Annotated in this window: 26 protein-coding genes, 1 pseudogene and 1 riboswitch; of the genes and pseudogenes, 2 read left to right on the top strand and 25 right to left on the bottom strand. The window is 36.0% G+C overall.

Annotation, left to right across the window (positions count from 1 at the left end; genetic code table 11):
* The first annotated feature begins 138 nt into the window (after nucleotides 1-138).
* On the top strand, nucleotides 139-588 hold the full coding sequence (locus JC2156_RS01480) for a universal stress protein (RefSeq protein WP_006845068.1): 450 nt from the start codon (nucleotides 139-141) through the stop codon (nucleotides 586-588).
* An 84-nt stretch (nucleotides 589-672) separates the two neighbouring features.
* On the opposite strand, the gene JC2156_RS01475 is transcribed toward JC2156_RS01480, so the two are convergent.
* From JC2156_RS01475 to rpsL, 8 genes are all read right to left on the bottom strand, one after another.
* Nucleotides 673-1518, bottom strand: a complete 846-nt coding sequence (locus tag JC2156_RS01475) for a peptidylprolyl isomerase (RefSeq protein ID WP_006845067.1) — start codon at nucleotides 1516-1518, stop codon at nucleotides 673-675.
* 178 nt (nucleotides 1519-1696) lie between these two features.
* Nucleotides 1697-2794 carry an ABC transporter substrate-binding protein gene (locus tag JC2156_RS01470; protein ID WP_006845066.1) on the bottom strand — a complete coding sequence of 366 codons (1098 nt, stop codon included), beginning with the start codon at nucleotides 2792-2794 and terminating at the stop codon, nucleotides 1697-1699.
* Nucleotides 2791-3624, bottom strand: coding sequence for an ABC transporter permease (locus tag JC2156_RS01465; protein WP_006845065.1), 834 nt, complete (start codon nucleotides 3622-3624; stop codon nucleotides 2791-2793). The genes JC2156_RS01470 and JC2156_RS01465 overlap by 4 nt, the downstream gene beginning before the upstream one ends.
* Nucleotides 3624-4439: an ABC transporter permease gene (locus JC2156_RS01460; RefSeq protein WP_006845064.1), complete on the bottom strand. Its 816-nt coding sequence runs from the start codon at nucleotides 4437-4439 to the stop codon at nucleotides 3624-3626. The genes JC2156_RS01465 and JC2156_RS01460 overlap by 1 nt, the downstream gene beginning before the upstream one ends.
* Nucleotides 4429-5517: an ABC transporter ATP-binding protein gene (locus JC2156_RS01455; RefSeq protein ID WP_006845063.1), complete on the bottom strand. Its 1089-nt coding sequence runs from the start codon at nucleotides 5515-5517 to the stop codon at nucleotides 4429-4431. Before JC2156_RS01455 ends, JC2156_RS01460 begins: the two co-directional genes overlap by 11 nt.
* A 302-nt stretch (nucleotides 5518-5819) precedes the next feature.
* Nucleotides 5820-7943, bottom strand: a complete 2124-nt coding sequence (fusA, locus tag JC2156_RS01450) for an elongation factor G (protein ID WP_006845062.1) — start codon at nucleotides 7941-7943, stop codon at nucleotides 5820-5822.
* A gap of 265 nt (nucleotides 7944-8208) precedes the next feature.
* Nucleotides 8209-8679, bottom strand: a complete 471-nt coding sequence (gene rpsG, locus JC2156_RS01445) for a 30S ribosomal protein S7 (protein WP_006845061.1) — start codon at nucleotides 8677-8679, stop codon at nucleotides 8209-8211.
* Between the two features lie 19 nt (nucleotides 8680-8698).
* Nucleotides 8699-9115, bottom strand: coding sequence for a 30S ribosomal protein S12 (gene rpsL / locus JC2156_RS01440; protein ID WP_006845060.1), 417 nt, complete (start codon nucleotides 9113-9115; stop codon nucleotides 8699-8701).
* A gap of 307 nt (nucleotides 9116-9422) precedes the next feature.
* On the opposite strand from rpsL, the gene JC2156_RS01435 reads away from it, so the two are divergent.
* Nucleotides 9423-9800 (top strand): prepilin peptidase, encoded by a 378-nt coding sequence (locus tag JC2156_RS01435; protein WP_013989685.1) that lies wholly within the window; start codon nucleotides 9423-9425, stop codon nucleotides 9798-9800.
* 220 nt (nucleotides 9801-10020) lie between these two features.
* Here the strand turns inward: JC2156_RS01435 and rplT are convergent.
* From rplT to JC2156_RS01350, 17 genes and pseudogenes are all read right to left on the bottom strand, one after another.
* Nucleotides 10021-10431: pseudogene (gene rplT, locus JC2156_RS09065) on the bottom strand (50S ribosomal protein L20); the annotation flags it as partial.
* A gap of 58 nt (nucleotides 10432-10489) precedes the next feature.
* Nucleotides 10490-10687, bottom strand: a complete 198-nt coding sequence (gene rpmI, locus JC2156_RS01425; protein ID WP_006845058.1) for a 50S ribosomal protein L35 — start codon at nucleotides 10685-10687, stop codon at nucleotides 10490-10492.
* A 29-nt stretch (nucleotides 10688-10716) separates the two neighbouring features.
* Nucleotides 10717-11214: a translation initiation factor IF-3 gene (infC, locus tag JC2156_RS01420; protein WP_006845057.1), complete on the bottom strand. Its 498-nt coding sequence runs from the start codon at nucleotides 11212-11214 to the stop codon at nucleotides 10717-10719.
* 220 nt (nucleotides 11215-11434) lie between these two features.
* Nucleotides 11435-11851: a transcription antitermination factor NusB gene (gene nusB, locus JC2156_RS01415; RefSeq protein ID WP_006845056.1), complete on the bottom strand. Its 417-nt coding sequence runs from the start codon at nucleotides 11849-11851 to the stop codon at nucleotides 11435-11437.
* Nucleotides 11851-12288 (bottom strand): Asp23/Gls24 family envelope stress response protein, encoded by a 438-nt coding sequence (locus JC2156_RS01410; protein WP_006845055.1) that lies wholly within the window; start codon nucleotides 12286-12288, stop codon nucleotides 11851-11853. Before JC2156_RS01410 ends, nusB begins: the two co-directional genes overlap by 1 nt.
* Before the next feature lie 100 nt (nucleotides 12289-12388).
* A complete protein-coding gene (gene efp, locus JC2156_RS01405) occupies nucleotides 12389-12952 on the bottom strand; it encodes an elongation factor P (protein ID WP_006845054.1) in 564 nt (187 codons plus the stop codon).
* An 89-nt stretch (nucleotides 12953-13041) separates the two neighbouring features.
* Complete coding sequence (locus tag JC2156_RS01400; protein WP_038240989.1) at nucleotides 13042-13878, bottom strand: DUF368 domain-containing protein; 837 nt, start codon at nucleotides 13876-13878, stop codon at nucleotides 13042-13044.
* Nucleotides 13879-14024: 146 nt separating this feature from the next.
* Nucleotides 14025-15368, bottom strand: a complete 1344-nt coding sequence (locus JC2156_RS01395; protein ID WP_006845052.1) for a glucose-6-phosphate isomerase — start codon at nucleotides 15366-15368, stop codon at nucleotides 14025-14027.
* A 36-nt stretch (nucleotides 15369-15404) separates the two neighbouring features.
* Nucleotides 15405-16439, bottom strand: a complete 1035-nt coding sequence (locus JC2156_RS01390) for an aldose epimerase family protein (RefSeq protein WP_006845051.1) — start codon at nucleotides 16437-16439, stop codon at nucleotides 15405-15407.
* Nucleotides 16440-16572: 133 nt separating this feature from the next.
* Entirely contained in the window at nucleotides 16573-17241 is a 669-nt protein-coding gene (locus tag JC2156_RS01385; protein WP_006845050.1) for a response regulator transcription factor, read from the bottom strand.
* 289 nt (nucleotides 17242-17530) lie between these two features.
* Nucleotides 17531-18766, bottom strand: coding sequence for a cytosine deaminase (codA, locus tag JC2156_RS01380; RefSeq protein WP_006845049.1), 1236 nt, complete (start codon nucleotides 18764-18766; stop codon nucleotides 17531-17533).
* Nucleotides 18767-18844: 78 nt separating this feature from the next.
* A complete protein-coding gene (locus tag JC2156_RS01375) occupies nucleotides 18845-19876 on the bottom strand; it encodes an AI-2E family transporter (protein WP_006845048.1) in 1032 nt (343 codons plus the stop codon).
* 313 nt (nucleotides 19877-20189) lie between these two features.
* On the bottom strand, nucleotides 20190-20711 hold the full coding sequence (locus tag JC2156_RS01370; RefSeq protein ID WP_006845047.1) for a GNAT family N-acetyltransferase: 522 nt from the start codon (nucleotides 20709-20711) through the stop codon (nucleotides 20190-20192).
* A gap of 143 nt (nucleotides 20712-20854) precedes the next feature.
* Entirely contained in the window at nucleotides 20855-22147 is a 1293-nt protein-coding gene (locus JC2156_RS01365) for a nucleobase:cation symporter-2 family protein (protein ID WP_006845046.1), read from the bottom strand.
* 158 nt (nucleotides 22148-22305) lie between these two features.
* A riboswitch (purine riboswitch) is annotated at nucleotides 22306-22402 on the bottom strand.
* A 72-nt stretch (nucleotides 22403-22474) separates the two neighbouring features.
* On the bottom strand, nucleotides 22475-23170 hold the full coding sequence (locus JC2156_RS01360) for a B3/B4 domain-containing protein (protein WP_006845045.1): 696 nt from the start codon (nucleotides 23168-23170) through the stop codon (nucleotides 22475-22477).
* A 1-nt stretch (nucleotide 23171) separates the two neighbouring features.
* Nucleotides 23172-23699 (bottom strand): GNAT family N-acetyltransferase, encoded by a 528-nt coding sequence (locus JC2156_RS01355; protein WP_006845044.1) that lies wholly within the window; start codon nucleotides 23697-23699, stop codon nucleotides 23172-23174.
* 9 nt (nucleotides 23700-23708) lie between these two features.
* The gene (locus tag JC2156_RS01350; protein WP_173677185.1) at nucleotides 23709-24185 is read right to left on the bottom strand and encodes a MarR family winged helix-turn-helix transcriptional regulator; all 477 of its coding nucleotides are present in this window, start codon (nucleotides 24183-24185) and stop codon (nucleotides 23709-23711) included.
* Nucleotides 24186-24211 lie beyond the last annotated feature (26 nt).

Below are 24211 nucleotides of genomic sequence, written 5' to 3'. Positions count from 1 at the left end.
AACGAATGAATAATTGCCTCACTTAGTTTAACACCTTCCTACTGAATAGGTTCAACTTTTTATAACTGTAAACCCTTACATATCAGATAATTTAGGGTATAATATAAATATGATATGAATTAGAGAGGGATGTATATTATGAAAAATGGAACTTATGACAAAATTTTGGCCCCATTGGATGGCTCAGATATTTCCAATTCTGTAGCGTTAAAGGCTGCGGCTGTAGCAAATCGAGACCACGCTCACCTTGATTTGTTATACGTAATTGATACCAACTCATTGTCTGGAGTCGCTGGGATGTCTGTAACTGGTGATGTTGTTTACCACTTGGTTCAAGATTCACAAGACAAACTTGAAGCTTATCAGAACTTAATTATCGAAAAATTCCCTGACCTCGATGTGTCATTGCATATGCGCTTTGGTTCACCTAAAAAGGTAATTGCTACAGAATTCCCTGCCGATCATAATAATGATCTGACAATTATTGGAAAATCTGGTTTAAGCAAGATTGAGCGTCTAATTGTTGGATCCGTTGCATCATTCGTTGTTCAAAATGCTAAGACTGATGTTATGATTGTTCAAGGTTAATTACTGATAAATTTTGTAACAAAAAAAGATCGAGGACTTATTCCCCGATCTTTTTTATGTTACAGCATCTATACTTTAAATTTTCTATTTCGTAGCTGTTTGAAGCACTTCAATCGATTCAATTTTAACCGGATTTTCGGGCTTAGAATTTTCTCCATTATCATCTGTCTTAACAGCTGATGAGGCAATTTTATCGACGACGTCTAAGCCTTCAACAACTTGTCCAAAAACAGTGTAATTCCCATCTAAACTAGGATTTCCACCATTTTGATAAGCTTTAATAATTTTATCAGGATATTTTTTTACACTTATTTGCTTGGTCACGTCTTTATTTCCTTGATTGATAAAAAATTGTGATCCATTGGTATCAGCTCCGGCATTAGCCATTGCCAATGACCCTCGAATATTATACAAATTATTTGTAATTTCGTTTTTGAATCCATTACCAGAATCAATCTTACTATCCTTATGAGCACCTTCCGCCCAAATCGATTTACCACCACGACCTAAATCAGCAGCCTTAGCGTCCTCAGCTGATTTAGGATCACCACCTTGAATCATAAAATCTTTAATCACACGATGAAAAGTCGTATTATTATAATAATTTTCTTGCGCATGAGTTAAAAAATTTTCAACTGCTAATGGTGCATACTTATTGAATAATTTAATCTTAATATCACCTTGTGTTGTATGTAAAGCCACTAATGATTCATTGTCTGATACCGTCGTAGTTAATTGTGGCAAAACCTCTTTGTTTAATTTAGCCTTACTTTCACTAGGCCGTTTAGTAGTTTCAACTGAACTTTCTTGTTTCGTTTGATCAGTGTTTTTTTGCTTATTACCTACCATTAACCCCGCCATGATCAGCAAAGCCAACAAAATTACAATCACAATTCCTAAAATCGTCGTCATTTTATTTGACTTTTTCATTTTCACTCTCCAAATATTATTTAATTTATCATATGCAAATAATCTTAAAGCTACCTAAATATTATTTGCCAGCTATGATCCCCAAAATAACAGCTACTATAAATAATATTAAAAATATCATTTCAAGACCAAAAATTATTTTTCTTTTTTTCATTTCATCAGCCGCCTTTGATTGGTTTTAACGATTTGTACTCATTTTAAATTCGAGAAATAAGTCATTATATTTTTCAGTCCAGTCGAGACCTAAATCTCGATATGTCGTTAACTGCTTTAACGTTTTTGAAGTCGGATAAAATGCCTCGTTATCTCTAATCTTAGCTGGCAATAATTTCTTAGCCTTAGCATTAGGTGTAGCATAGCCATTATATTCAGCATTTTTAGCTGCATTTTCTGGCTCCGACATAAAGTTCATAAAAGCATAAGCCCCCTCCTTATTTTGAACGGTTTTTGGGATCACCATGTTATCAAACCATACATTTCCTCGACCATTTGGAATCAAATAATGTAAATGAGAATTTTCAGACATCATTTGCCGGGCATCTCCTGAAAAGTCTAAAGCAATTTTCGCTTCATCTTGAACCATATACATCTTAATTTCATCACCAACAATAGCTTTAACATTTGGCATCAAAGCATCTAAACGGCCCTTAGCAGCCATTAATTCACCATTATCCTTAGTATTAATATCATTGTTATTAGATGCTAAACCAACTGCCATTACATCACGTGCTGAATCATATAGCATAATTGAATTTTTCCACTTATCGTTCCACAAATCATCCCAATTCTGGATTTCCATTGGATCAACATACTTATCATTATAAACGACACCTAAGGTTCCCCAAAAATACGGTAATGAATACTTATTATGAGGATCAAATTCCTGATTCATTAGTGCTGAATTATAATTATTTAAGCCCGTTAATTTTTGATGATCCAACGGTTCTAATAAATTAGCAGCCTTCATCTTTTGAATCATATAATCTGATGGAATGGCTAAATCATAATGAGTACCACCTTGCTTAATTTTAGTAAACATGGCTTCATTTGAGTCAAATGTTTCATAATCAATTTTATATCCTGTTTCTTTTTCAAATTTTTTAATCAATACTGGATCAATATAATCTCCCCAATTAAAAATAGTCAGTACTTGTTGTTTTTTATTAGCATTTACTGACTGTTCCCTTTGATCGGAAACTTGCCATCCATAATTCACCAAAAACAACACACCTACTGCACCTAAAATTACCAGGGTGAATGTAATTAATTTTTTCATTGGATTCCCCCGTGCTGCTTAATTGTTGAACGACGACGAATTTTTAATCCGCCCTTATGCTTTTTGGGATTTGTGATGAAATAATAAATCACTACTAATACTAATGAAAACAAAAACATCACCGCTGATAAGGCATTAATTGACAGATCAATCCCATGACGTGCTCGGGCATAAATTTCTACTGATAAAGTCGAAAATCCATTTCCGGTTACAAAGAAGGTAACCGCAAAATCATCTAATGAATAAGTGATTGCCATAAAGAAACCAGCAATAATTCCTGGCCAACTATATGGTAAAACGACACGACTTAAAACTTGATATGAGTTCGCTCCCAAATCTTGGGCAGCTCGAATTAAAGCAGTATCCATTTCGTTTAGTTTTGGTAATACTAATAAAACAACAATCGGAATCGAAAATGCAATATGAGCCAATAAAACAGATCCGAAGCCTAAAGTAATTCCACCCAAAGTAAATAAAATCAAGAAGGATGCTCCAATAATAACATCTGGGGACACCATTAAAATATTATTGAGAGACAAAACTAAATTTTTAAGACTTGGTTTTCTAATTTGATAAATCCCCAAAGCACCAAAGGTCCCAATTAATGTTGCTAAAATTGATGATAAAAAAGCCAAAATAAAAGTATTAATTAAAATGCTGACCAAATGATGATCTGCGAACATATCTTGGAAATGCCGCAAGGAAAAACCAGTGAATCGTGACATCTGGTCTCCTTGATTAAAGGCAAAAACAATCAAGTATAAAATAGGGGCATACATTAAAATGAAAACTAAAATTAAATAGATTCGACCAATTTTTATTTTTTTCATTATCGACGCCCCCGTTTCTTTGTGCGTTCGCGAGTAAGATACATTGTTAATGCCATCGCTAAGACCAAAACAATTCCAATCGTCGATCCCATTCCCCAATTTTGTGTCACCATAAAGTGTTCCTCAATCGCCGTTCCAAGGGTAATAACACGATTACCGCCGATCAATCGAGTTAGCATAAATAGTGATAACGTTGGAATAAAGACCGCTTGTATACCAGTTTTAACCCCATTCAAAGTTAAAGGAAAAATAACCTTTTTTAATGTTTGCCAGGCAGTTGCACCTAGATCATGTGCAGCATTCGTTAAACTTGGATTAATTTCAACCAAGCTATTATAAATCGGTAAAATCATAAAGGGGATTTCAATATATGTCGCTACTAAAATAAAACTAGCATCCGTAAAAAGTAATTGCTGCGGAGCAATTCCCATAAATCCCAAAAATTGATTAACTGTTCCCTCACGTGCTAATAAACCGATAAATGCGTAAGCTTTCAACAATAAATTAACCCAAGTTGGTAAGATCACCAATAATAACCAAAATTGACTGTGCTTGATCCGGCTTAATATATACGCCATAGGATAACTAATTAAAAGCGTAAGCACTGTTACTAATAACGCGTAAAAAATAGAATTAAAAGTCATTTTGAGATAGGTTCCTGAACTAAAAAAATTAGTATAATTTTCCCAAGTCCATTGATGATGTATATTTTGAACTGATTGGGTAACCATCAAAGCTAATGGTAGTAAAACAAATAAACCAACCCATAAAATGTAAGGCAGCATAAAGCTAATCGTTTGACGATTACTCTTCATCATAAGCCTCCAAACGAGCATCAAAGTCCTCTTCGGTTTCGTTAAGACGCATAATATGAATATCTTTTGGTTCGAAGGTCAATCCCACTCGTTTACCAATAGGAACCCCATTGGTAGATTGGATCTGCCATTCATGATGGTCATCGTCATAAGCCGTAATTTCAAAATAATCGCCCCGAAATGAAGTTGCATCAATGGTAACAATAACTTTACCAACTTCTTCTGTGACAATATCAACATCTTCGGGCCGGATTACAACCTCAACCGATTCATTTAAGCGCATTCCTCCATCAACATTTTCAAAATTTTGCCCATTAAAGTGAACTAAATTATCAGCAACCATTACACCTGGAATAATATTTGCTTCGCCGATAAAATCAGCAACGAAATGATTAATGGGTTCGTCATAAATATCAACTGGATCACCATTTTGAACTATATCACCATCATTGATAACAAAAATCCAATCTGACATTGCCAAAGCTTCTTCTTGATCATGTGTTACAAAAATAAATGTAATCCCCAACCTTTGTTGAATATCACGTAATTCATATTGCATCTCTTTTCGCAATTTATAATCCAGTGCTGAAAGTGGCTCATCTAATAAAAGAACTTTAGGCTCATTTGCTAACGCCCGTGCGATTGCGACTCGTTGCTGTTGACCACCTGACAGCTCATTAATTTCACGATCTTGATATCCCGATAATTTCACTAAATCCAACATTTCGGCCACTTTTTCTTTGATCGTATTATCGGGCAAACCTTTTATTCTCATGCCGAAAGCAACATTTTCAAAGACATTCATGTTTGGAAATAACGCATAATTTTGAAATACAGTATTAACCGGCCGTTTTTCTGCTGGAACATCATTAATTCGTTGCCCATCAAATAAAATATCGCCACTCGTTGCTTCTAAAAAGCCCGAAATCAAACGTAAAATAGTTGTCTTACCAGAACCTGATGGTCCCAATAACGTATAAAATTTGCCTGTTTCAATTTCTAAATTAACGCCATTTAAAATAACTTTATCATCATATTGTTTTAAAACATTTTTAAATTCAATAATTGGTTGTGCCACTTAGCTGTCCACCTTTCAAATCCTAGCTTAAATTATACTATATTGCTTTAAAAACTAGTTATGTTATTCCCAATTTAAAACATCTATTTTTACATATTTCTATCATTTTAATCATACAACATCTTCAAATATACGCTTAATTTGACCAACATTATATCTATGCTGTTTTTTAATAGCATTAGCTAATGCTTATTATGATTTAAATCATTTTTTAATAAAAGAAATAAAAAAAGACCAGGACATAATATCCCAGCCTTTTTTATCATTAATCGTAGCTTTAAAAATAATAACCTGAAATCAGATTAATCTTCAACACTTCCACGACCATACTTCTTAACGATATCTTCTTGAACACTCTTAGGTACAGCTTCATAGTGATCAAAGACCATTTGGAATGTACCACGACCTTGTGTTGATGAACGCAAAGTTGTTGCATATCCAAACATTTCTGACAACGGAACCTTACCGTGAACCATCAATGAATTTCCACGTTGTTCTTGTCCTTCGATCATTCCACGACGTGCTGAGATATGTCCCATAACGTCACCAAGATTATCTTCAGGTACAACAATATCGACCTTCATGATTGGTTCCAAGATAACGGCTCCAGCGGTCTTAGCTGCTTCACGCAATGCTAATGAAGCGGCAACCTTAAAGGCAGCTTCAGATGAGTCGACATCGTGATATGATCCATCATACAACTTGGCCTTCAAGTCAACCAATGGGAATCCGGCAAGTGGTCCATTATTCAATGAATCACGCAATCCAGCTTCAACTGAAGGAATATATTCACGTGGAACAACTCCTCCAACAATGGCATCTTCGAATTCAAATCCAGCTCCCTCTTCGTTAGGGCTAAATTCGATCCAAACATCTCCATATTGTCCCTTACCACCAGATTGACGCTTGAAGTATCCACGCGCTTCAACGGTTTTAGTAAAGGCTTCACGATAAGCAACTTGAGGTGCACCAACAGTTGCATCAACGTTAAATTCACGACGCATACGATCAACGATGATGTCCAAGTGCAATTCACCCATACCAGAGATCAAAGTATCTCCAGTTTCAGGGTTAGTTTCGGCACGGAATGAAGGATCTTCTTCCGCCAACTTTTGAAGGGCTTCACCCATCTTAGTTTGGTCAGCCTTAGTCTTAGGCTCGATAGCCAATTGGATAACAGGATCAGGGAATTCCATTGATTCCAAAATCAAAGGACGATCCATAGCTGTCAATGAATCTCCAGTTGTCGTATCCTTCAAACCAATAGCAGCCGCGATATCACCTGAGAAGACTTCTTCAATTTCAGTCCGGTCAGTGGCGTGCATTTGAAGCAAACGTCCAACACGTTCACGCTTTCCCTTTGAAGTGTTTTGTACATATGAACCTGATTCCAAAGTTCCGGTATAAACACGAACGAAAGTCAAACGTCCAACATATGGGTCAGTCATAACCTTAAAGGCCAAGGCTGCGAATGGGTCTTCATCGTTAGCGATCAAGTCAATTTCTTCATCAGTATCTGGATCTGTAGCAATATATGGCTTAACATCCAAAGGTGATGGCAAGTAATCAACAACCGCGTCCAAAACCATTTGAACACCCTTGTCTTTATAAGCTGATCCAGCAAGTACTGGGTAGAATTCCAAAGCCAAGACTGCACGACGGATAGCTGCCTTCAATTCGTCTTGAGCAATAGTTTCACCATTCAAGTACTTATCCATGATAACATCATCGACATCAGCAATAGCTTCAACCAATTCATTATACTTTTCTTCAGCTAATTCTTTGTAATCAGCAGGAATTTCACGTGGTTCCCACTTTTCACCCAAATCATCAACTGGGAATAAAGCTTCCATTGTGATCAAGTCAATGATCCCAGCGAAGTCATCTTCAGTTCCAATAGGCCATTGAATAGCTTTAGCATTTGCTCCCAAACGAGACTTGATTGAGTCAACTGACATTTGGAAATCAGCCCCCAACTTATCCATCTTGTTAACGAAAACAATACGAGGTACTTGATAAGTTTCAGCTTGACGCCAAACCGTTTCAGTTTGTGGTTCAACTCCAGCAGCCCCATCCAATACGGCTACGGCTCCATCAAGCACACGCAATGAACGTTCAACTTCGATAGTGAAGTCCACGTGTCCTGGTGTGTCAATGATGTTGACACGGTATGGTTCTGTTTTGAATTGATCATGGAAACCATGCCAAACAGCTGTTGTAGCAGCTGATTGAATCGTGATTCCACGTTCTTTTTCTTGATCCATAAAGTCCATTTGTGAAGCTCCATCATGAGTTTCACCAATCTTGTGGATCTTTCCTGTATAGTACAAAATACGCTCAGTAGTTGTTGTCTTACCGGCGTCAATGTGGGCCATGATCCCGATATTACGGGTCCGGCTTAATGGGTATTCACGCGTGTTAGCCATTGTGAAAAATCTCCTGTTATTTAATTCAGCATGTTAGCTGCTTACCATGAATTATACCGCAAAATCTTAAAAGTAACCACCCTTCCCGGCTGATTACCCTTAATTAAAGCAACAATTTATGTTTAAGCAACAAGCAAGTTTTTGTTATTAAAATCTATAATTAAATATCTAATTATAGACTTACCAATTTTTATCAAAAAAAGCCAGACTAACACTTTAAAAACGAAGTATTAGTCTAGCAATTCGATTTAAACTATCGCAAATCTTACCAACGATAGTGTGCAAAGGCACGGTTGGCTTCTGCCATCTTGTGTGTATCTTCGCGCTTTTTAACAGATGCACCAGAATTGTTAGCAGCATCCATAATTTCTTTAGCTAAACGTTCGTCCATTGTGTGTTCCCCACGCAAACGTGCGTATGAAACCAACCAACGAAGTCCTAACGTAACACGACGTTCTGGGCGAACTTCAACTGGAACTTGGTAATTTGATCCACCAACACGACGTGCGCGGACTTCCAAGACAGGCATGATGTTATTCATGGCTTCTTCAAAGACTGCTAATGGTTCATTACCAGTTGTTTCCTTAATACGATCAAAAGCTTCGTATAAGATTGTTGAAGCAGTTCCACGTTTACCATCAAGCATCAAACGGTTGATCAAACGTGAAACAAGCTTTGAGTTATAAATTGGATCAGGCAGAACTTCTGCCTGCTTAGTATAAGCCTTACGTGGCATAATTAATGTCCTCCCTTAATTACTTCTTCTTAGGGCGCTTTGCACCGTACTTAGAACGTGATTGCATCCGTCCATCAACACCGGCAGTATCCAAAGCACCACGAATAATGTGATAACGTACTCCAGGCAAGTCCTTTACACGTCCACCACGGATCAAGACAACTGAGTGTTCTTGAAGGTTGTGACCGATTCCAGGAATATATGCCGTAACTTCAATCAAGTTTGAAAGACGCACACGGGCGTACTTACGCAAAGCTGAGTTAGGCTTCTTAGGAGTCATTGTACCAACACGAGTTGCAACACCACGTTTTTGTGGGGCTGGGGCAAGGATGGTTTTCTTTGATTGTGAGTTATAACCGAAGTTCAAAGCTGGTGACTTTGACTTCGTGCTCTTTGACTTACGAGGCTTACGAACCAATTGATTAATTGTAGGCATGTCTAAGAGGCTCCTTCCATATTTTTTATTTTAGTCCACAATTCCGGGCGTATCGTTTATAAATAAATCCGAAATTCCAAACTTTTTCGGTACCGGCAAAATTAGTTCAGCACGTCGCGCGAACTAACGCGGACACCAACTTACTACAAGCACAAAGAATATAATAGCATCTCTCGTTTTTTTTTGCAATACTTTATCTAAAATAAACCAATAATAACGGGATTTTGATGGTAAACATTTCCGGGCGTGTCTTTTTGTTACGTTTACCTTAATTATCGATTCTTTCTGAACATATATGGAGGTTATTATGTTAATAGTTATTTTTTGTTTGCTTATTTTATTTACTTACCAAGATATAAGATATTATGCTATTTCGAGTTGGTTTGGGATGCCAATTATTTGGATGTATGGATTAAATTATGATTTGAATAAATTATTGCTTGCTCTGCCTATCTATTTTAGTTTACTTTATTTAAATCGTTGCGAAAAATATATCGGAAATGGAGATATAGATATATTTTTTATTCAATTTTTATATCTAACTTTTGAGCAATGGCTAGCATGTATTCAATTGAGCTGTTTTTTTGGCATCCTTCTATCATTATTTTTAAAATCCAAAAAAATTCCGCTCATTCCTTGTATCACTGCCAGCTTTGGCTTAATAATTTTTTTTAATTGGCTATAAAAAAAGCCAAGACATAAATGTCTCAGCTGATTTTTATGCAGAATTTAAAAAATTCAATTCATGCCTTTAAAACTTATACCAAAGCTAACAAGTCAGCCTTCTTTGCTGAAGAAGCGTATTCAGTCCCTTGGGCGTCCAAATATGCTTTAATTTCAGCAACAGTATTCTTTTCAGATGGCTTTGATTCCGCTGTCTTAGCAGGCTTTGCTTCGGCAGTATGGATTTCAATAACCTTTTCAGTTGTTGCAGGTGTGATAGCGTGGAAAGTTTGGTTGTTATCAGTCAAAGCTTTCTTTGCTGCATCTGCCAAAGCTGAAAATGCAGTTGCATCTGTGATAGCCAAATCAGCTAACATCTTACGGTTCAACTTTGATCCCATCAAGTTCAAACCGTTCATGAAACGTGAATATGACAATCCATTCATCCGGGCAGCAGCGTTGATACGTGTAATCCAAAGCTTACGGAAGTTACGCTTAGTGGTCTTACGATCACGGAAAGCATAAACCCAACCCTTCCAAACTTGTTGCTTAGCAACCTTATAGTTGATGTGACGTTGACCACGGTAACCCTTGGCCAATTTGATCATCTTTTTACGACGCGCACGTGTAACTGTTCCACCTTTTACTCGCATGGTTTAATCCTCCAATATTCTTTACAAAAATCTAACAAACCTGATCTAATTAATTAAATTAGATACGGCTCAACATGTGACGGTATGTCTTCAACGTAGTGTGATTCATCATTGAAGTTCCACGCAATTGGCGACGTTGCTTCTTAGTCTTACCATGGAAACGGTGTGACGTGTAGGCATTAGCTGACTTCAAACCACCATTGGCAGTCTTCTTAAAACGCTTTGCAGAAGCGCGGTGTGTCTTAAACTTAGGCATGAGTTTTCTCCTCCAAATATAATATGCGGTTACTTGGCGTCCTTAGGGGCTAGCACCATAAACATGCTACGTCCCTCCATTTTTGCTCGAGCTTCAACCTTAGCGGTATCTTCTAACTCAGCAGCAAATCGATTCATGACTTCACGTCCAATTTCCTTGTGGGTAATTGCACGACCCCGGAAACGAATGGAAACCTTAATCTTATTTCCCTTACTAAGGAATTTATTGGCATTTATTTTCTTGGTATTAAAATCACCAGAATCAATAGTAGGACTTAAACGAATTTCCTTCACAGTGACCGTTTTTTGATTTTTTCGTTGTTCGCGAACTTTCTTTTGGCTCTCGAACTTGAATTTTCCATAATCCATGATTTTTGCAACGGGAGGCTTTGCGTTTGCTTGAACCAAAACTAAATCAAGTTCAGCTTCGTCAGCAATCTTTTGAGCCTCATCCTTTAGAATAACCCCTTTATCACCATCATCGGTGATCAAACGGACTTCATGCGCACGGATATTTTCATTAACCAAATCGTTCTTCTGCTGTGGTTGGCGTACATTAGCTGCTATGGTACTTACCTCCTATTTTTGTCCAGACAAAGTAAAAGCGAATTGTCGCATACAACGACAACCCGCTATTCATTCAATAATTAATGAAATCGATAGACCCGAAGAAACAAAATTCTTCTAGGTGAATAGCGGGTAGCCATTACTTTGTTTTCTAACGTTACCTAATACTACGTAATTTTATCTAAAATGTCAATACTTTTGATAAAATTCCATTAATGAATTTAGCTGAAGAATCATCAGTAAATTCTTTTGCTAAATTAAGCGCCTCATTTACTGCAACTTTGGTTGGTACATCACCTTGGTTAGCTTCATAAATAGCAATCCGCATAATTTCTAAATCAATCAAGTTTAGTCGATCCAAAGTCCAACCTTCAATCAAGTATTTTGAAATCATTAAGTCTGCGTCATCAGTATAAGCTTGAACCTTTTGAACTAAGTCTAGGACTTCTGCCGGAACTTCCGTCACATTCTCTAATTCAGGATCACCAGCTAAAGCTTGCATAATAACTGCTTCTGGTTGAGCGTCTAAATTAGCTGAAAGGCCAAACAAAGTTTGCAAAGTTACTTGGCGAATTACATGTCGTGTTAGTGTCACCATTACTTATGGTCCTCTTCCTTTTGATCATCTCCAAAAAGATTATTAGGATCAATTTCAGATTCAAGTTTTTCGGACAAAACTCCAACAACGTGAACATCAATTGTTTCAACATCAATTCCGAGCATTGCATTCATTTGCGTTTTAATTTGAGTTTGAATTGTATGAGCGACCTTTGGTACAGCGACCCCATAGTTTAAATCAACATAAACTTCAATTTGAAGGTTGCCTTCTTCGTCTTGGTTAGTGCTAATCCCCGTTCCATGTTGGTCTTTATAACCTAAGACCTCTTTAGCACGTTCACCAAAGGTTCCACGTAAACGTGCAACCCCTTCCACTTCACGTGTTGCCAAGCCGGCAATAATATCAAGTACCCGAATATTAACCCGCGTTGAACCATTTTCGGTTTGTGTTAATAAAATCGTTTCTTCTGCTGCCATCTGATTGTCCTCCTTATTACGTAAAATTTCATTTAGACAATTGAAGCGCCCACCAATCAAGTTAGTCTGGTAGACGCTTCGAAATGGATTCATTCACAAATTATGCACGTGAAGAGTATGATCCACCATTATCTGTATTAACAATTAATTTTTCACCAGCGTTAATGAAATCAGGAACTGTAATTACTAAGCCTGTTTCCATTGTAGCAGGCTTACCACCACCATTGGCAGTAGCACCTTTAATTCCAGGTTGTGTTTCTGTAACAGTTAATTCAACGGTCTTAGGAACTTCAATTCCCAATAATTCGCTTTCATAATAAGTTACCTTAACGTCAGTTCCTTCTAATAGATACTTCATCTCGTTTTCAATACGGTCAACCGGAATAGCGATTTGATCATATGTATCCATATTCATGAATACACGATTGTCACCATCAGCATATGAATATTGCATTGGTGAAGTTTCGATATTAGCAATTTCAAACTTATCTCCAGGTCGGAAAGTAACTTCATTTACTGATCCTGAACGCAAATTCTTTAACTTTGAACGGACAAAGGCTGCCCCTTTACCAGGCTTAACGTGTTGAAATTCCAACACCCGCCAAATTGAGTTTGAGTATTCAATTGTCAAACCCGTCTTCAAATCATTCATTCCAATGGCCATGATTAAAATCTCCTAAAATTAACTTTTATACTTATAAATATTAACAGATTAGTTATCAAAAAACCAGCTTTATTCAATATAACTATAAATTACTTATACTTATTCTCTAGTTGGGACATCCACCATCCCAACGCCATTCCGGCTAGCATTAAAATTAAAGCAAAAACCATCGTACCTATATTTATTCCTTCATAATTAGCTACTGGCGGAACCAAAATCAGTCCAATTGAGGCAATCACGATTCCCAAAATAAAATGATAAACCTTTGCATAAAATTTTTTCAATAAAATCAACATTACTTTTGATAGAGCCAATAAAGTAATTCCGGCACCAATAATCATTGGAATTAACACACTTAAGTCACCCGACTTAAATCCTTTTAGCATAGGCTCAAATAATCCAAGATAAAGCAATAAATTTGAAGGGCTTAATCCTGGCAGAATAATTCCTAATGCAATTAATCCACCTGCCAAAATCCAACTAGCAAAATTAGGTTTTAAAGTACCAAAAATTGTACTTAAATTATATAAAAACCATCCCCCTAGCACCGTCGTTAATATCAAGACCATCCAGTCACTAGTCTTACGACCTTGTACACCTGCCGTTTTAAACAATGATGGTAAAGTTCCAATAATTGCACCAGAGAATGCCCAGAGTACTAAAATCTGATGTTTTTCTAGTAAATACTCTAGTGGAGCACTCAATAAAACTATACCCAAAAGACCACCTAAGCCAACTGGAACAAAATACCAAAAATCCAATTTAAACCGTTGTCTGACATTCCCCATAAATTGCAAGAGACGTTCATATATTCCTAAGATGGCAGCTAAAACTCCGCCAGATACACCTGGTAAAATAAATCCAAGGGCTAAAATCATACCTTTTATTAACCGACTAAGCCAGTTTGTTATGTTGCTCGTTTTAATCAATTATCCGCTCCTGTCGTTTCAAATTAATCCGAATGAGTAATATTGTTTTTATCATCTTACTAAATTAAACTTAATTAATCTTAAATATATTTTGATATTAACTAAAAAGAGGAGAAGGAAAATTTTCCCAGTCCTCTTATGCTTTATAGACGTTCACGCAAGGCAGCAGTCAATTCTTCGTAACCAGGCTTTCCCAAAAGACCAAACATATTCTTTTTATAAGCTTCTACCCCTGGTTGATTAAATGGATTAACTCCATTCAAGTATCCAGAAATTCCAACTGCAATTTCAAAGAAGTAAATCATGTATCCCAAATGATAAGCATCTTGTTGTTCAATTTCAACAACCATGTTAGGTACACCACCATCAACGTGAGCTAATAATGTCCCATCTGAAGCCATTCGGTTAACATAGCTCATTGTCTTACCTTGTAAGTATTCCAAACCATCATCGGCTTCCATTTCAGGAATCACAACATCTGAAGTTGGGTTAGTAACCCGTACAAGTGTCTCAAATAAGTTTCGACGACCTTCTTGTATATATTGGCCAAATGAATGTAAGTCAGTTGAAAAGTTACCAGATGCTGGGAAAATTCCTTTTCCATCTTTACCTTCTGATTCACCCTGTAGTTGCTTCCACCATTCACCAAATTGTACTAGCGTTGGTTCGTAATTAATTAGTAACTCAGTTGTATAGCCCTTACGATAAAGAATATTACGATAAGCAGCATATTGATAAGCCTCATTCTTTTGCAAATCAGCATCAGCATAATCTTTTTGCGCTGCGGCTGCCCCAGCCATCAATTGTTCAATATCACCACCAGCAGCTGCAATTGGCAAAAGTCCTACTGCAGTCAAAACTGAGAAACGACCACCTACACCATCTGGCACAACGAATTCTTCATAACCTTGATCATCAGCCAAAGTCTTCAAAGAACCACGCTTAGCATCAGTTGTAGCAAAGATACGCTCCTTTGCTTCATTCACACCATACTTATCTTCCAACATTTGTTTGAAAACACGAAAGGCAATAGCTGGTTCGGTTGTAGTACCAGATTTAGAGATGATGTTAACTGAAAAATCACGATCTCCAATTAACTTAATTACTGAATTCAGGTATTGTCCTGAAATATTATTCCCAGTAAAAATAATTTGTGGGAATTCACGTTCACTATCATCATATGATGAATTGAAATATTCATTTAAAAAATCAACAGCGGCCCGAGCACCTAAATAAGATCCTCCAATTCCGATCACTACCAAAACTTTTGAATTATTCTTGATTTTTTCAGCCGCACTTTGAATCCGTGCAAACTCCTCTTTATCATATTCAGTTGGTAACTTAATCCAATCGGTATAAGCCGCTCCAGCCCCTGTTCTTTGACGTAACATTTCATCTGCTACATTCACCATTGGTTGGATCATCGCTAACTCTTCTTCATCAACAAATGTTGATAATTTACTCTTATCGAAAGACAACGTCGTCATATTAGTATTACTCCCATCTTAAAACTAGTAGTGAAATTATAGATTCTTAAAAGCATATTTTGTGGTGTAGGTTTTCTGCTGGTTAGCTGGCAAAACAATATCCCCAAATTCAGGATGATGAATTGAATCAGACAAAGTTTGCGCTTCCAAAGCCACCCCGTTATAAGGATGTTCTGCTAGGAATGCAGCCTGATCAGAATAATTATCAACTTCTGGATTAGTAATAAAGAAAACAACAGCATTCCGATCAGTCGTCATTTCAACTGCACGCTTAGAAACAGGATCCGACAACACTACATTTGTTTGATATTTTGAATCCAACGCAAAGACATCATCAAACTTCTTATCAAAATCATCAGAAGGAATCTCAGCAATTGCCTCACCAATTGTGGTTACTGTATTGAAATCATATGCAGTTCCTTCAACTGGCAACAGCTTACCGGTAGGGATTTTATCAGTTTTGCGTAATTCCATATAACGATCTGCTTTGATTTGTAATTGCATTTTATTGGCATCAGTTTCCAAACCACCCATATTAAAGTATACATGTGATGTAGGATTAAATAACGTAGTTTTATCTGATAACGCACTGAATTCAAGTGTCACTTCATCAGTATCGCTCAACGCATAAGTAACAGTTACTTGCATTGTTCCTGGAAAATGATCCTCATTTTCATCCAAAGATGTTCCAAAGACTACCCGATTATTAATTTCATCGAGTTCTTTAATTTCCCAATTGCGGTGTGAAAAACTTTTTTCCCCACCATGTAAAGTATTATTCCCCTCGTTTTGGTCCAATTGATAATTATGACCTTCTAAATCAAAATTAGCACCATCAATACGCCCCGCTACACGTCCCACAGCATTTCCAATATAATAATTATTATTTAAATAGCTGTCGACGTCATGAAAGCCTAAAACTAAATCTTGACCGGCGGCTGTCTTAAATGATTGCCATGATGCTCCCCAAGATACTAGACCTAATTTATGACCATTTTTATTTTGAATTATCACGTGTTGAAGTTCTTCTCCACTTGGAGTTGTTCCTAAACTAGTTAAATTAATCGCCATTTCAATATCCACCTTTAACTTATTTACTTCACAGCTCTATTTTATCACGATTAAGCGTTTTCAAGTACAAAATATATTATACCAATTCATATACCAATTTTCCATATTTTTACTTTATGGGCCATACCTATTTTTATTCTTCAAACTTATAGCCTCGACCCCAAACCGTTTTAATTAAATTAACAGGTAATTTTTTCCGAATCATTTTAATATGTGTATCCACTGTTCGAGTATCAACATAAACTTCCTCATGCCACACATGTTGTAAAAGTCTTTCTCGGGTCAAAACTTGTCGTGGATGTTGTACCAAAATTAATAACAAATCAAATTCCTTAGGTGTCAAATGGCCTAATTTTTCTCCACTTACTATTACTTCTTGAGTTAATTCATCTATATGTAACATCGGAGTTACTTGTTCCTCATCCTTAATTAACTTGTTTTTATGCAAGATTGATCGAAGACATTCAAGCTTATCCATTAATTGTTGTGCTGTATTTGTTTCCATTGACTGTTCTGCTGGAATAGCTTCATAATCATCCCACCCTTTCTTCAATTTTTCTGAATGGAATAGAATAAAACAACTTTGAACGTCCATCTTATTTTTGAATTGTTCTAGCTCATTTTTAGATTGAATCAATGTATCATCCAACATAATTGAAGCAAATTGATTTGGATTTTGTTGGATTAATGTCTTTGCTAATGTTAAATCACTTATAAATTCTAAATTCCACGATGTTCTATTCAACAAAGTCTGAATTTGTCCCAGTAACTCTAATTCTTTGGAAATTATTAAAATTTTCAAATAAACATCCTCCGTTACTTAATTAATAAAACTAATATAACGGATTTGTTTTTAAAAACAAAGTATTTTATATAAACACATTAGTTTTAAGAAAGAGTTTCTTCATATTTAAATGAGTTTTCCAAAATTCACTAATCAAAATTGATTTAATTATTAAATTAATCAACCTATTCTATTAAATATGGTATTAAAAATAATTAAAATTATTTCACACATAAATTGATTGAATATCAATATTAAAAAAATCGAGATAAAATTATCCCGATCTCTTCATGCTTTTTATTCTAGATTAAAAATCAAGTTCAATTTCGGCAGGTTTCGTCTGAACTAAAATGTCCCCATTATGAATTGAATACAAAATTTCTGCTCGTTGATTAAGAGCCTCATAAAAGTTCGAAGCATTTAAAATCAAAAATGATGCAGGTTTTCCCACTTCAATACCATAGTGATCTTCCACTTGTAACGTTCTAGCCCCATTTTTAGTAATAAAGCGATATGAATCCATAATTTCTTGATGACCCATAATTTGAGTAGCATGGAGTCCCAAATGCAAAACATCCATCATATTACCATTTCCCATTGGATACCACGGATCTTTAATATCATCCTCGCCGAAAGCTACATTAATATTTTCCTTATCTAATTCCTTAACACGTGTTAAACCACGTCGTTTCGGATAAGTGTCAAAACGACCACCCAGATACATGTTAATAAGGGGATTTGAAACAAAATTCAAATCCGCCATTTTTAACAACCGCATCAATTTATACATATAAGCGTCATTATAAGAGCCCATCGCAGTTGTATGAGATGCAGTTACTCGAGCTTTCAAACCCGTTTCTAATGCTAAGGTCGCCATTGTTTCCAAACTCTTAGAATCAGGATCATCAATTTCGTCAGTGTGTGCATCAATCAACAAATTATATTTTTGCGCTAATTCAAAAACAAAACGTATAGATTCAACCGAATATTCTCGATTAAATTCAAAATGTGGAATAGCACCTAATGCATCCACACCCATTTGAGCTGCTTTTTCCATCAACTCTTTTCCATGCGGAAATGATAAAATTCCTTCTTGAGGGAAAGCCACTAATTGTAACTCCATCCATGGTTTAACTTCATCTCGCACATCCAATAAAGCGCGTAAAGCTGTTAAATTTGGATCAGTCACATCAACATGAGAACGCACAAATTGCAAACCATGCGCAGCTTGTAATCTTAGTGTTTTAAGAGCACGCGCTCTAACATCCTCATAACTTAAAGTTTTCTTTCGTTCAGACCAAATTCGAATACCATCAAATAAAGTTCCCTCTTCATTCCACTCTGGATCACCCGCTGTTTGCGTTGAATCAAGATGGACATGAGGATCAACAAATGGTGGAATCGCAACTTTACCCGCTACATTTAACACCTTCTCACCAGTTTTTGGTGTGATATTTTTATCTATAGCAACGATCAAATTATCTTCAATTTGAATATCTTTTAATTCCGAACTATTTTCAATAGAAATTTGCTTAATTAACATTTTTACCCCTGCTTTCACCAACGGAAATCGTTTTCATTCGGACAATTGTACAATAAATCCAGTAATAAAACTACTAATTTATACGTTTTTATCCCCGACATTTTTAGAAAAAGCATGTACCTTGATTACATCAAGGAAAAACGCAACAATAGGAACCCCCAAAATCAATCCCCAAGGTCCCAAAATCCGTTCCATCACAATCAAAGAAATAAAGGTTACAAAGACTGGCAGTTCCGAACGTGTTGCCATTAGTTTTGGATGTAAGACATAAGCTTCAAAGGCATGAATGATTAAAATGAAGATTAAAATTTCACTGGCTAAAACCCAACCACCAGCAGAGAAGGCAACAATCGTCAAAGGAATCATGGAAATCAAAACACCTGCGACTGGGATTAGGCCTAAGACCAAAACCATACTTCCCAAGACCATTGCAGACGGCATCCCCAGAACAATAAACCCTATGACTGACAATGAAGTATTAACAAGATCAATCACAATTTGTACCCTAATAATTTGTCCCAAAATATAAACAAATTTATTGGCTAATTCATAGATATTCGTAAAAAAGCGTGGAAAATCAGATGTTTGGAAGCGACGACCAAATTTTTTGAGCGGATTTAAACTTACCGCATAAACAAAACTAAGTAAGACAGCCAAAACAGTCTCGGTAATGCCTTTCCAAAGCCCTTGTATAGTTTGCAAACTCACGTGTAATACCGACGTTAATCCACTAGTTATTTTGTCATCTAAATTGGTCTTAGCCAAATACTCATTAATTTGATTTGCAATCTTAGGTGAATGCTCATAAGCGTGAATAATCGAATGAACCAAACTCACACCTTCTTTATAAAACATTGGGGCCACAAACGAAATAATTAAAAAGAGCCCGAACAGAATTAAAATATAAAAAATTGTAACTCCAAAAATATAAGGTAATTTCGTCCATTTTTTAACCCATTGGCCTCCGGAAATTCCAATTGATGCAAAAATGATTATTAATAATATAGTTGGCATGAATGACCGAAATAGGTAAATTACTCCGATCATAAATATCAACGTTAAGTACATTTGTGTGCGGTCATTTAACCACCACCTTTTAATATCTTCCATCTATTTAACTCCCCTTATTATCGACGATACTTTTAAATCTTATTTTTATACAATACATTCAACCTGAACATTTATTATGATTAGTCTCATTTTAACTTTTTAAATTTAACTTAATAAATTAGTATTATCAACCTTTTTATCTAACTTTACCAATATTAATTTTAGTTTTCAAATTATTTAATTTTTAAATAACTTTATAAGCACCTTAACTATAACAAAAAAAGAGAGGTCTAAAACAAAGTAGTTTCAGCCCTCTCTATCAACATGTTTCAAAACTAAATATTATTCTTTAATCTAACTTTTATCGGTATTCCTAAATTTTGCTTATTTCAGCCGGAATCCCAAACATATTAATTGCTTTCAAGTAATCCTGACTAGTGATTGTTTCAGTTGAGCGCATCAAGTGAAAATCGCCAGACATATTATGAGAAAGCATATCAGAAGCTTTCACCCCATTACGCTCATAGAATTTGAAACGAGATTGACGTTGTTCCTCATTACCAGCCTGCGTCCCTATCTGTTCACTCTCCAAAATAAACCCATTTGGATATAATTCTTTCATCGCAACCAATGCTTTACTGCCAAGACCCATTCCTCTTTGTTTTGCATGAGTTGCAAAATATAGAATAAATCCTTTTTGATCAGGTAAATCAACGTGGCACAATAGGCCAACTATTTGATCCAATTCCATTAATTTTGATAAATTAATCTTCGGATTATCTTTTGATAATTGCACTAATTCATCAAAATCGATGCGTTCTGAAAGTGGGAATGCCTCTTCATAAATCGTTTGCCATACTGGCCAATCTTTTTCTTCAATCGGTACAATCCGCATTTTTATCCCCCCTTTGTTCATTCTTATTTATATACTCTATATTAAGATGAAATTCTAACAGAACGTTTCAACAGATGCAAGTTTCAATAAACCCCATTTATCAAGTATACAAGCATCCCATAACATTAACTATCTGCTTACTTTTATTCTAAAAATTTTTTCTCTCGTCCAGGTAAAATAATATTCAACCCGACAGCTAAGATTGCTGTCACCACAACTGCATTTTGAATCAAAATATTAATCATTGTAGGCATATGTTGAAACAATTGTGGATAAGCAGAAATTCCAATCCCAGATGCAATAGACAAAGCAGCAATCATCAAATTACGTTCAATTCCGAAATCCACTGCACGCATGATCGTTGTTCCTTGCACTCCAATAGTTCCAAAGAGAATCAACATCGCTCCGCCTAAAACAGGATCTGGAATAATGGTAGCTAGTGCACCAAATTTGGGTAACATTCCAATAATAATTAAAATAACAGCGGCTGAATAAATTGGCTTTTTTGAACGCACTCCTGAAAGGCGTACAACTCCAACATTTTGCGAAAATGTTGAATATGGAAAAGTATTAAATATTCCTGACAAAATAACTGCTAACCCTTCTGCCCGATAACCACGTGCCATACGTTTTTCAGTTAACTTCGTTCCCGTAATGTCAGCAATTGCAAAATACACCCCCGTTGATTCAATCATTGATGTTAATGCAATAATAATCATCGTAATAATCGCTGAAGCATCAAAAGTTGGAACTCCCATAAAGAATGGCATGGGTAAGTGAACCCAAGATGCATCGGATACAGCTTGAATCGATACTTGGCCAATTAATCCCGCATAAATCGTTCCACCGATAATTCCTAATAAGATCGCGATCGATTTCAAAAATCCACGAGTAAAGATATTTAGAATAATGGTCACAATAATTGTGACTGCAGCGATTGATAGATCAGTCATGTTTCCAAAACTTTTCGCCGCAATATCACCACCACCAATTTTAGTAACCGCCACTGGAATCAATGACAAACCAATTACCGTAATTAAAGATCCCGTGACCACAGGTGGGAAAAATTCTCTTAATTTTGCAAATAATCCTGCAATTAAGAATACGAAAATTCCCGCTGAAATAGTTGCTCCATACATGGCCCCAATCCCCAAAGTACCGCCAATGCTAATCAATGGTGAAACTGATTGAATGGCTGACCCTAAAACCACAGGCATCGCAATTCCAGTCAAGCGCGTCGATTTAAGTTGTAACAACGTTCCAATCCCTGTCATAAAAATATCAACTGAAATCAAATAGGTCATCTGCTGTGGGGTAAAATGCAGCGCGGCCCCAATTAATAATGGGACTAAAATACCGCCAGCATACATGGCTAAAACATGCTGAAGCCCAAGAATAGTTGATTGTAAAAAATTCGGCTTACTTACCTGATCCATCTCTTTAAATCTCCTCTGATGAGTGCTTGAATGTTCGTACAATCGCCGTCCATTGCAAACACTCCTATCAATTCAATACAACATAAGTTATGCCAAATTATGAATTAACAGCTTAAAAAGCGAATACAAAAACGCACCCAAACAAAAATGAATGGGCGCGCCAAAAAGCTTCATCTAGTAGTCTGCGTTTCGGTGCAGGTAGGAACTCGTTGGCCATTCTCCAACGATTATACTAAACATTCGGTATTATTCAATTGCTCTCATTATAAAAGATGAATTTATTATTAGCAAGGCTTTTCCATCATTTAGTTTAAATCTTGTTAATCATTATTGATTAGCCGTAATCGTAAATGTTTCACCCTTAACACCTAATTCATTTTCAATTCGATTTTGTAATTCTAGAATTGCTTTTGCTCCACGTTCTTTTTGTTGCTCCGTAATACCTTCAATAATTAAAATAGCATCTTGAGTATCTTCAGTTAACATGGTCCGTTGTGCATCACGCCAGTTTAACGAACGACAAATTGCTCCTTCAGAATCATAATAAATCAATTCTTCAGGTAATGCTGGTTCTGATTCATCCGCTCCAACAGGAATAAAATCTTCGCCACCTTTAGCTAATCCAAGATGCATAGGAACTTGAACTGCGTGCAAATCTTCGCCACCACATGGCACCCCATATTCTAATGAAACACTATTATAAATATCAACTAATGGATTAATTGGAGTCAATTGTTTCCCTTGATTTACACGTTTTAATAAAGCTTCAATGGACGAACGTGCCCCCTTCTTCTTTTTAAAGCTAGTAAATGCTTGTCGCCATTCTTGAATCACTTGATTATCTTTAAAGTCTTCTTCAGTTAAAAAAGATTTTGACATCTTCATCGCTTCATCTAATAATTGTTGGTTATGTTCCTCACGTTCGTCAGATGCGTGATTGTCGATTCCCTTTACTACTAAAGCAAAAATATTTGCCTCGGGGAAAATATCAAAAAATTCATTATCAATAACTAATGGTTGCATATTATTTAACTCCTTTTAAATTATATTTTAGTAGAAGATCGCGTTGCGAACTGCTACCTAAATCAAAGACATGTTCACTAAACGGGACAAAGCCTTGTCCTTCATAAAACTTTAACGCTCGTTGATTATTTTCCCAAACTCCTAGCCATACATATTTTTTACCAGCTTGACGTGCAATATTCAAAGCATGTTGCATTAAATTTTTACCCAAAGCAAGTTTATGAAAATTTTGTTTTACGTAAATTCGTTCAATTTCCATGCTATCTTCATCACTAATCTCCGACTGAGCATCGCCAAAATTCAATTTTAAATAGCCTGCTAAGTGCTCATCTAAATAAATAAAGAAAAACTGACTTTGTCCATCTTCAATTTCATACCGCAACTGATCTAACTGATATGCCGTCGCTAGATAACGTTCCATGTTTTCAGCAGAATTATATGGGCCAAACGTTTCAGCAAATGTTTCTCGACTAAGCTGTTGTAAAGATTTAACATCTGTTAAATAAACTGGTTTAATTTTTCGTTCCATTGAGCCCCCTCAATACAATCTTACTTTTCCTTTTTTTACACTTTTCCAATCCTGCACCACATTTTGTGTGACTTTATCCAATAAAACATTTATTTGCTCAACCTCATCTGGTTTTAAGCCTTGAAGGGCCACTTGAGTTGAATAATCGCTCTCACGACTCAACGTTTCATACAATATCTGCCCTTTTTTTGAACTATAAAGCCGTTGGTTTTTACGATTGATTGGATCGGTCTGTTTCACAATAATTTCTCGTTCTACTAAACGATTAATTGCACGATTAGTGGTTGTTTTATCTACACACAGCAATTCTGACAACTGCATCTGGGTAATCCCAGGATTTTCCGTAATTCGGCTCAAATATAGATATTGTCCTCGGGCTAAGTCAATTTCTTTAAATTCAATATTACTGATTGAATCTAGCGCCCGAGCAATTGTACCAATCCGTCTTAAAAATGTTTGATCCAAATGTAACCACCTCCTACTCATGCTTAATTTAATTTTACTTGATTTTA

It is taken from the genome of Weissella koreensis KCTC 3621 (assembly GCF_000277645.1).
The sequence above is the reverse complement of the archived record's forward strand: the minus strand, read 5'-3'. Positions and strand labels throughout refer to the sequence as shown.